Raw genomic sequence first — 7,858 nt, forward strand, 5'->3', positions numbered from 1 at the left:
GCCAACCCTATGCGGTGGTCATGGTCGCGGCCCTGCTGCCCGCGGCGCTGTTCTACTTCGCCGTGGCCGTGGGCGTACAGTTCCTTTCCGTGCGCAAGAATCTCCAGATCGTGCATCTGGAAGTGGACTGGCGGCTCATCCGGCGGCGCATGTTCGTGTTCATCGTGCCCATCGGGCTGATTTTCGCCATGCTGCTCCTGCGTTACGGCCCGGCCAACACGGCCTTTTGGGCCTGCGTTGTCACGGCCGTCACCGGCTTCGCCATCAAGGACACCCGGCCCAGCAGACGCGAGGTGGTCGATTCACTGGTCAGCGGTGCCATTACCGGCGCCAAAATCGGCATCTCCCTGGCCCTCATCGGCATGGTCGCCCAGACGCTCATCTCCACCGGCCTGGGCAGCAAGCTCGCCAGCCTGATCCACCTGCTGGCCGGCGGCCAGCTCTTCATCGCCCTGCTGGTGACCATGCTGGTGGCCCTGGTCCTGGGCTGCGCCGTGCCCCCGGCCGCAGCCTACGCCCTATGCGCCATCATCATCATCCCGACCCTGACGCCCCTTGGGGTGGACCTGCTCCAGGCCCACATGTACTGCTTCTACTTCTCCATCATCGCGGCGGTGACCCCGCCTGTGGGGCTGGCCTCCCTGGCGGCCACGGGCATTTCGGGCGGCAACTACGCCATTACCAGCGTCCACGGATTCAGGCTGGCGCTCAGCGGGTTCATCCTGCCGTTCCTCATCATCTACAACCCGATCTTCTCCTGGGACTTCGGCGACCCCATCTGGGCGGGCTGCTCCCTGGTATGCATCCTGGCGGGCCTGACCTGCATGAGCGGCCTGCTCTACGGCGCCATGCTCCGGCCCTTCACGGCGCGCGACTGGCCCCTGGCCCTGGCGGGCATGGTCGCCGCGTTCTGGGTGGTGCTTTTCGGCGCCAGCCTGGGCGCCGCCCAGACCCTGGCCGTCACCGTGGGCGCCGTGGGGATTCTCGCGGTGCAGCTGTGGATGCAGCAGCACTTCAGCCCGCTGGTGTCCGCCGAAGCCTAGCCTTCCGCCTCCTTGAACCTCCATGCGCGCAGCCCCCGGCCGACCTAGGTCGACCGGGGGCTGCCAGGCTGTGTGGCCGCCCGCGAGTGCGGTGCGCCCCTCTAGCGCACAAGATCGATGTCGAAACGCACACGCTGCCCGGGGTGGACCATGCTGGCCACATACACCGCGCAGCCAGACCGGTCGCGCGCCACGCGATCGACCAGGGCCACGGGCGAGCCGATGGGGATACCCAGGTACCGGGATGCCTCCACCGAGGCCGTGTCGATGGTCAGGATCTGCCGGGCGCTTTCGATGTACACGTCCATCTCGCCCATGACGGGAATGACCGTGGTTTCGTTGAAACGCGCCGGGGCCAGGTCGTAAATGCGCTTGTCGAGGTACAGGTCGATGAGGGCAAAACGGACGCCCTCCTTAATGTGGACGCGCTTCATGTAGTGGTAGACCGGGGCCGGATGCGGCTCGTCGGCGGCCAGCAGCGGACAGGTGGTCACGTCGGCGGCGTGCAGCAGTTCCACCTGCGCACCCTCGATGCGTTTGACCATGGCGCTCCATGAAGTGCGCATGTTCTCGTACGTCATGCTCGGCAGGCGGTGCACGACGTGGGTTCCCCGGCCCTGGCGGCTGGCCAGGAAGCCCTCTTCCACCAGCAGCTGCACGGCCTGGCGCGCTGTGACCCGCGCCACGCCGAACTGTCCGGCCAGCTCGTGCAGGCTGGGCAGTCTGGTGCCCGGCGGCAGCGCGCCGCCGGTGATCTGCTGGCGCAGGTAGTCCGCAAGCTGGGAATACAGGGGCGGCCCGGGATGGCGGAAGCGCGGCTCACCCTGGGGCGCGAGGGAAGGTCTGCGTTCGGTCATGGTCCGTCGCTGTTTGGGGTTTGGGCAGCATGCGCCGCCGGGGCGGCCCGCCGACGGCAGGGAACAAGGCCCCCCGCCCCCAGGGAGCCCGGCCCGAAACAACGCGGGCGGCCTGAGCTCCGGGCTCGCGCGGGTCATGCGGGGCCGGCGGAGCAGCTCCGAGAATGCCAGATCGGTGCAGCGTCGTCGAGGAGAATCCGCGGCCCGTCAGGGCTGGCGGGATCCGTGTGCGGAGGGGAAACCGGACCAGGGCGGAGCCAGAGGCGCAGGCCCCCGGCGCAATGGCCATTCTATGGCGGCCCGCCCGGCGCGCGGGCCCGGGGATGGGGTCAGCGCCGCTGGCGCAGGCGCTCCTCCCAGGCGTAGTCGCGCGAGGTGACCACGTCCTCCATGCGCCGGATGCGCCGCTCCAGGCGCTCGAACTTGTCGCGGATGCGCGCCAGGGCCCCCGCGCGCGAGGAGGCGTAGGCGTCGTAGAACTCGCGCTCGTCGGGGCTGTGCACGGGCAACACGGGCTCAAGCTTCAGGAAGAGCCCGGCGATGAAATACAGGGCCAGCCCCGGCCACAGCCCGGTGAACAGGATGGCCAGCACCGTGAACACGCGGACCCAGAACACGGGGAAGTCGAAATGCTCGGCCAGGCCCCGGCACACGCCAAGGACCATGCCCCGGCGCGAACGGTAGGGCCCGCCGCCCTCCTCGCGCCGCCCGGCGCCCGGGCCGCCGGGGCAGTCGCCGTAGCGCTCGGCGCGGCGCTCGTCGCGGCGCTCGGCGCCGCGCCCGCCACGCCCGGAGCGGCCAAAACCGCAGCCAAATCCGTCACGCCTGGCCATGGCCGTCCTCCCTCTCGCGCCTGGACTCCTCCAGGAGCAACGTTTCGAGCACGTCCACGCGCTCCTCCATCCGGGACAATTTGGTGTAGATCTCCTGGATCATCCGCGTCTCGTCCTCCATCTCCGGGGGCTGCCTGCGCGACAGGGAACCCCGGAACAGCCGGGCCACCAGGGCGACGATGCCCGCCAGGACCAGCAGCGGGACGAGGATGAACAAGGCAAACATTCCATGCATGGGCGACCGCCTCGGGTTTGCCCCCGGCCCGCCGGGGGCGTCAGTCGTTCACGTCCGCCTTGGCGGCCCGGGCCTTGGGGGCCCCGGCCCTGGAGCGGCTCTTCATCTCGGCCAGTTCGGCCGCGATGATATCGTCCTTTTCAAGAAGCGCAAACTCCTGCTCCAGCTGCCCCCCCCGGCCCGGGGCGGCCAGCTCCGCCTCGGACTCCAGGCGCTCGATGCGGCTCTCGAAGTCGTCGAAACGACGCATGGCGTCGGAACTGTCGGCCCGGGTGAGCGTCTGCCCGGCGCGGGTGCGCGAGCGGGCCCGGGCATGGCGCTGCTCCAGCAGGCGCTGCTTCTCGCGGGCCGAGGCCAGCTTGTCCTCCAGGCGGGCGATGTCTTCGCGGGCCTGGCCCACCAGGGCCTCCAGGTGCGCGGCCTGCGCGTCCAGGGCGTCCTGGCGGCGCAGGTGGGCGTTCTTCTCCAGGAGCGCCTCGCGGGCCAGCTCCTCGCGGCCCTTGTCCACGGCCAGCTCGGCCCGGGCGTGCCACTTGGCGGCGGCCTCGGCCACGGCCTCGCGCTCGCGCTCCAGGGCCTTGCGCTCGGCCATGATCCCGGCGCAGCCCGCCTTGAGCTCCACCAGGGTCTCCTCCATCTCGCGGACCATGAGCCGGATGAGCTTGCGCGGGTCCTCGGCGCCGTCCAGCAGCGCGCTGATGTTGGAGCTGACGATGTCCTTGAATCGGTTGAAAACGCCCACGGCGCCCTCCTTTGTCTCTTGGGTTCGACGGATCGTGCCCGACCGGAAGCAGGATGCGTGCCGCACAGAGCCGCCGGGGCAACCATCCGCAATAATTGGACTTTTCCACGTTGACCCCCGGCGCGCCATTCGGTATTATCATCCTATAATCAGCTTAAAAAACCATTTTATGGTAAAAACAACCATGCGCACTCCCCCCTTGCCCGAGGCCCTGGGCCAGTCCGACGCGTTCCTGGAATTCATGGAGCGCCTGTCCGCCGCCGCCGGGGTGGACAGGCCGGTGCTGGTGGTGGGCGAACGCGGCACGGGCAAGGAGCTGGCCGCCGGGCGGCTGCACTACCTCTCCCCGCGCTGGGCCGGGCCTTTCGTGGCCCTGAACTGCGCGGCCCTGCCCGAAACCCTGGTGGAAAGCGAACTGTTCGGCCACGAGGCCGGGGCCTTCACCGGCGCCGCAGCCCGCCGGGCCGGGCGCTTCGAGCGCGCCGACGGCGGCACGCTGTTCCTGGACGAAATCGGGGCCATGCCTCTGCCGGTACAGGAAAAAATCCTGCGCGTGGTGGAGTACGGCAGCTTCGAGCGCGTGGGCGGCTCGCGCCCGGTGAGCGTGGATGTGCGCGTGGTGGGCGCGACCAACGTGGACCTGCCCGCCCTGGCCCGGGCCGGGCGCTTCAAGCGCGACCTGCTGGACCGCCTGAGCTTCGAGGTGCTCACCGTGCCGCCCCTGCGCGGGCGCCCCGGCGATGTGGCGCTGCTCGCGCGGCACTTCGCGGCGCGCATGGCCGTGGAAATGGGCCTGGAAGAGGCCCCCCGGCTCTCGCCCGAGGTGCTGCGCGCCCTGGAGGCCCACCCCTGGCCGGGCAACGTGCGCGAGCTGAAAAACGCCGTGGAGCGCGCCGTGCACCGCGCCCGGGGCGGCCCCCTGGACGCGGCGGACGCCGTGGTCCTGGACCCCTTCGCCTCGCCCTGGCGCCCGGACGCCGACCAGGACGCCCGCCCCCCGGCGGCGCCCGACCCCGCAGCCCCGGGGAGCCCCCCCGCAGCCCCGGCGCCCCCGGGGGCCGCCCCCCTGCCCGCCTCCCTGCCGGACGCCGTGCGCGCCCTGGAGCTGGACCTGCTGCGCCGGGCCTTGACTTCGGCCCGCCACCATCAGAAAACCGCCGCACGGCTGCTCGGCCTGGGCTACCACCAGTTCCGGGGCCTGTATCGCAAATACAAGGACGACCTCGATGCCGCGTAACACCTTGGCTTCGCTTGCCTTTATGTTGTGGCTGGCCCTGCTGGCGGCGCCTGCGGCGGCCCAGGGCGATGCGCAGGACGCCCCCCTGCGCCCCGAGGATTCCTACACCGTCACCTTCTACGACGAGAACGATTTCTTCGCCGGGACCGACGAGCACTACACCAACGCCTTCCACATCTCTGTGCTCTCCAAGGACCTGCCGCGCTACGCCCAGGAGCCCTTCCTGCGCGAGCACGCCCCCTGGCTGGCCCGGGCCCTGGAATCCATCCCGCTCATGAGCGGCCGCCCGGCGGGCACGACCTACAACGTGGGCTTTTCCTTCGGCAACAGCATCTACACCCCGGTGGCCACCCGCGAGGAGGCCCTGCAGGCCGACGACCGGCCCTACGCGGGCCACAGCTACGCGGCCCTGGCCCTGCACGCCAAGAACGCCACGCGCCTGGACAGCTTCGAGATCGCCGCGGGCATCGTCGGCCCCTCCTCGGGCGGCAAGTTCGTGCAGGACAGCTGGCACCGGCTGATCAACAAATTCCGTTCCCGCGGCTGGGACCACCAGCTCCACGACGAGCCGACCCTGAACCTGACCTGGCAGCGCATCCAGCGGCCCCTGCGCGTGGACCTGGGCCGGGGCTGGGCCGCCGACGCCCTGCCCCACTACGGCGGCACCCTGGGCAACGTATTCACCTACGCCAACGCGGGGGGCCAGGTGCGCCTGGGGCGGAACCTGCCCGCCGACTTCGGCGTCTCGCTCATCCGCCCGGGCGCCATCGTCGGCGCCCCGGGCGACCCGGGCGACCCCCAGGTCACCGGCGAGCTGGGCTACAACGTCTTCGCCGGGGTGGACGGGCGCGCCGTGGCCCGCAACATCTTCCTGGACGGCAACACCTGGCGCCACAGCCACAGCGTGACGCGCAAGCCCTTCGTGGCCGACGTGTTCTGCGGCGTCTCGGTCATCTGGCGGCGCTGGACCTTCACCTACACCCACGTCTACCGCTCCCCGGAATTCGAGGGCCAGCACGACGGGCAGGTCTTCGGCTCCTTCAGCGTGGGCTATACGTTCTAGGCGGGCCCGGCATGCGGCGCGGCCCCTCGCGCGCAACGCGGACCCGAGGGGAAGATGGGCCGGGGCCCGTCCCTCGCGCCCGGCCCCTCGCGCGCAACGCGGGCCTGGCGGGCCCGCACGCCCCGGCCCCGCGGCGGCCCGCGCAACCCGGCGCGCAACGCGAGCCCCTTGCCACAAGGGCATTTCCTGATTATCGTCTGCCCGTGGTCACAAAAACGTCACATCCGGGCCAATCGCAACAACGCGAACCTTCTGGAAATATACCATGAAATACGCCTTCCTTCGCGCCCTGGGCGGCGTGGCGCTGCTGCTTTTGGGCCTGGCCCTGGCCGCGCCCCGGGCCCTGGCCGACACCGGCTCCCTGCCCATGCTCTCCGCCCCCGGCGCCCCCGGCGCCCCCGGCGCCCCCGGCGCGTCCAACTCCTCCGACAGCCCGGACGCCGCCGGTGCCCCCCCGGCCGAGGCCGTGCGCTCGGCGCAGGCCCTGCTGGCCCTGGCGGGCGACCGCCAGGCGGTCTTCGACCCCCAGGCCGCCGCGCCCCTGCTCGACTACATCCTGGCCGGGCCCGGCGACGGGCTGGAGCTGCCCGCCATGAACGGGGCCAGCGGCGCCATGAGCAGCGAGATCATGAACAGCCCCCTGGCGCGCATCCTCGAATACGCCTACAACCCCGAGGTTCCGGCCTACCTGACCTACCCTTCGGTGGTGCGTGTTTCGGGCTGGCAGCCGGGCAGCGACATCCTGACCCACCCCGGGCTGTGGACCCTGCTGGACGACCTGGACCGCCCCGTGGTCCTGCACGGGCGCGAGTTCGAGGAGATCACCCCCGACACCTTCAGCGGCGGCTACTACCGCTACGACCTGGACCGCGCCCTGGTGCTCATGCGCCACAAGGGCCGGGCCGTGCTGCTGTCCATCGCCACCCAGGACGGCCTGTCCGGCGTGGGCAAGAAGGGCGTGGTGCTGGACGACGGCAACTGGCAGTACTTCTACTCCGGCATCGACGGCCTGACCCGGGGCGGCATGGGCTGGATGGACACCTACATGTACGGGTCCTGGTCCGTGACGGCCTATGTGGAGAACCCCGGCGGCGCGACCACCACCAGCGTGGTCTTCAAATGGCTGCGCGCCGGGTGGGCCAAGATGAACGTGGTGCGCTCCAAGCATATCCTGGCCGGGTGCCGCCGCTTCGCCGACGCCTTCAACGCCGTGCTCGGCTCGGACCGCCTGCCCCCGGCCGAGGATCTGGCCGCCAAGGCCCGCGAGCTGCGCGAGATGCCCGAGGGCGAGCTGGACCGCCGCGTCAACGCCTACGCCGCCGCCCTCCGGCAGGCCTACGCCGACCATCCCGAGCTCGCGGGCGGCGACTTCGGCAAGATCATGCGCGGGGATGTCTACGCCGAAACCCTGGACCGCGCCCAGCGCGTGGGCGTGCTGCTGCTGGAATACCTCAAGTCCCGCCTGGGAACCCTGAGCCTCGCGCGCGAATAGCCGGGGGCCGCGCTACCCGCCGCGCCGGGGCCCGGCGCTGCTCCCGGGCCAGCCTCCTGCCGCCGAAAGCCCTGGGCGTTCGCGGCCTCTCCGACGCCCCGGGTGGCCCAGAGCCGGGCCCCCGCTGTTGAGGCAATCCCCCGAGGCCCCCGGCGCGCTGGCCCGGCGGCCGGGCGCGCCCGGCCTTGGCGAGGGCGCGGACCTGCGCGCCCTGGCCAGCCTCCGAATCTCGCACCCGGCGCCCCCGGCCCCGGCGCGGGGCGGCCTGGGCCACCGGGCTTGCAACCGCCGAGCGCCCCCCAGGCCCGGCCCAGAGGCGGGGCGGCCCTGCCGGAGCGGCCCCCCCGACCCCGGCC

8 protein-coding genes are annotated in these 7,858 nt (G+C 71.5%); 4 read left to right on the forward strand and 4 right to left on the reverse strand.

Features of this window, described 5'->3' with window-relative positions; translation table 11 throughout:
* Positions 1–1,043, forward strand: a 1,043-nt coding sequence (locus M0P34_RS11775; RefSeq protein ID WP_291499329.1) for a TRAP transporter large permease subunit, incomplete at its 5' end; no start/stop codon positions are given.
* Positions 1,044–1,144: 101 nt separating this feature from the next.
* On the opposite strand, the gene M0P34_RS11780 is transcribed toward M0P34_RS11775, so the two are convergent.
* The 4 genes from M0P34_RS11780 to M0P34_RS11795 all read right to left on the reverse strand — a co-directional run bounded on the left by M0P34_RS11780 (position 1,145) and on the right by M0P34_RS11795 (position 3,710).
* A complete protein-coding gene (locus M0P34_RS11780) occupies positions 1,145–1,900 on the reverse strand; it encodes a GntR family transcriptional regulator (RefSeq protein ID WP_291499331.1) in 756 nt (251 codons plus the stop codon).
* Positions 1,901–2,229: 329 nt separating this feature from the next.
* Complete coding sequence (pspC, locus tag M0P34_RS11785; RefSeq protein WP_291499333.1) at positions 2,230–2,733, reverse strand: envelope stress response membrane protein PspC; 504 nt, start codon at positions 2,731–2,733, stop codon at positions 2,230–2,232.
* Positions 2,720–2,968 (reverse strand): hypothetical protein, encoded by a 249-nt coding sequence (locus tag M0P34_RS11790; protein ID WP_291499335.1) that lies wholly within the window; start codon positions 2,966–2,968, stop codon positions 2,720–2,722. The genes pspC and M0P34_RS11790 overlap by 14 nt, the downstream gene beginning before the upstream one ends.
* Before the next feature lie 40 nt (positions 2,969–3,008).
* Positions 3,009–3,710, reverse strand: a complete 702-nt coding sequence (locus M0P34_RS11795; RefSeq protein ID WP_291499337.1) for a PspA/IM30 family protein — start codon at positions 3,708–3,710, stop codon at positions 3,009–3,011.
* Between the two features lie 184 nt (positions 3,711–3,894).
* Here M0P34_RS11795 and pspF point away from each other — a divergent pair, with 184 nt between their 5' ends.
* From pspF to M0P34_RS11810, 3 genes are all read left to right on the forward strand, one after another.
* Positions 3,895–4,947: a phage shock protein operon transcriptional activator gene (pspF, locus tag M0P34_RS11800; RefSeq protein WP_291499340.1), complete on the forward strand. Its 1,053-nt coding sequence runs from the start codon at positions 3,895–3,897 to the stop codon at positions 4,945–4,947.
* Between the two features lie 22 nt (positions 4,948–4,969).
* Positions 4,970–6,010 carry a lipid A deacylase LpxR family protein gene (locus M0P34_RS11805; protein ID WP_291499342.1) on the forward strand — a complete coding sequence of 347 codons (1,041 nt, stop codon included), beginning with the start codon at positions 4,970–4,972 and terminating at the stop codon, positions 6,008–6,010.
* Between the two features lie 265 nt (positions 6,011–6,275).
* A complete protein-coding gene (locus tag M0P34_RS11810) occupies positions 6,276–7,502 on the forward strand; it encodes a hypothetical protein (RefSeq protein WP_291499343.1) in 1,227 nt (408 codons plus the stop codon).
* The last annotated feature ends 356 nt before the right edge of the window (positions 7,503–7,858 follow it).

Origin of the sequence: Desulfocurvus sp. (assembly GCF_023230885.1) — a bacterium.
Taxonomy (GTDB): domain Bacteria; phylum Desulfobacterota; class Desulfovibrionia; order Desulfovibrionales; family Desulfovibrionaceae; genus Desulfocurvus.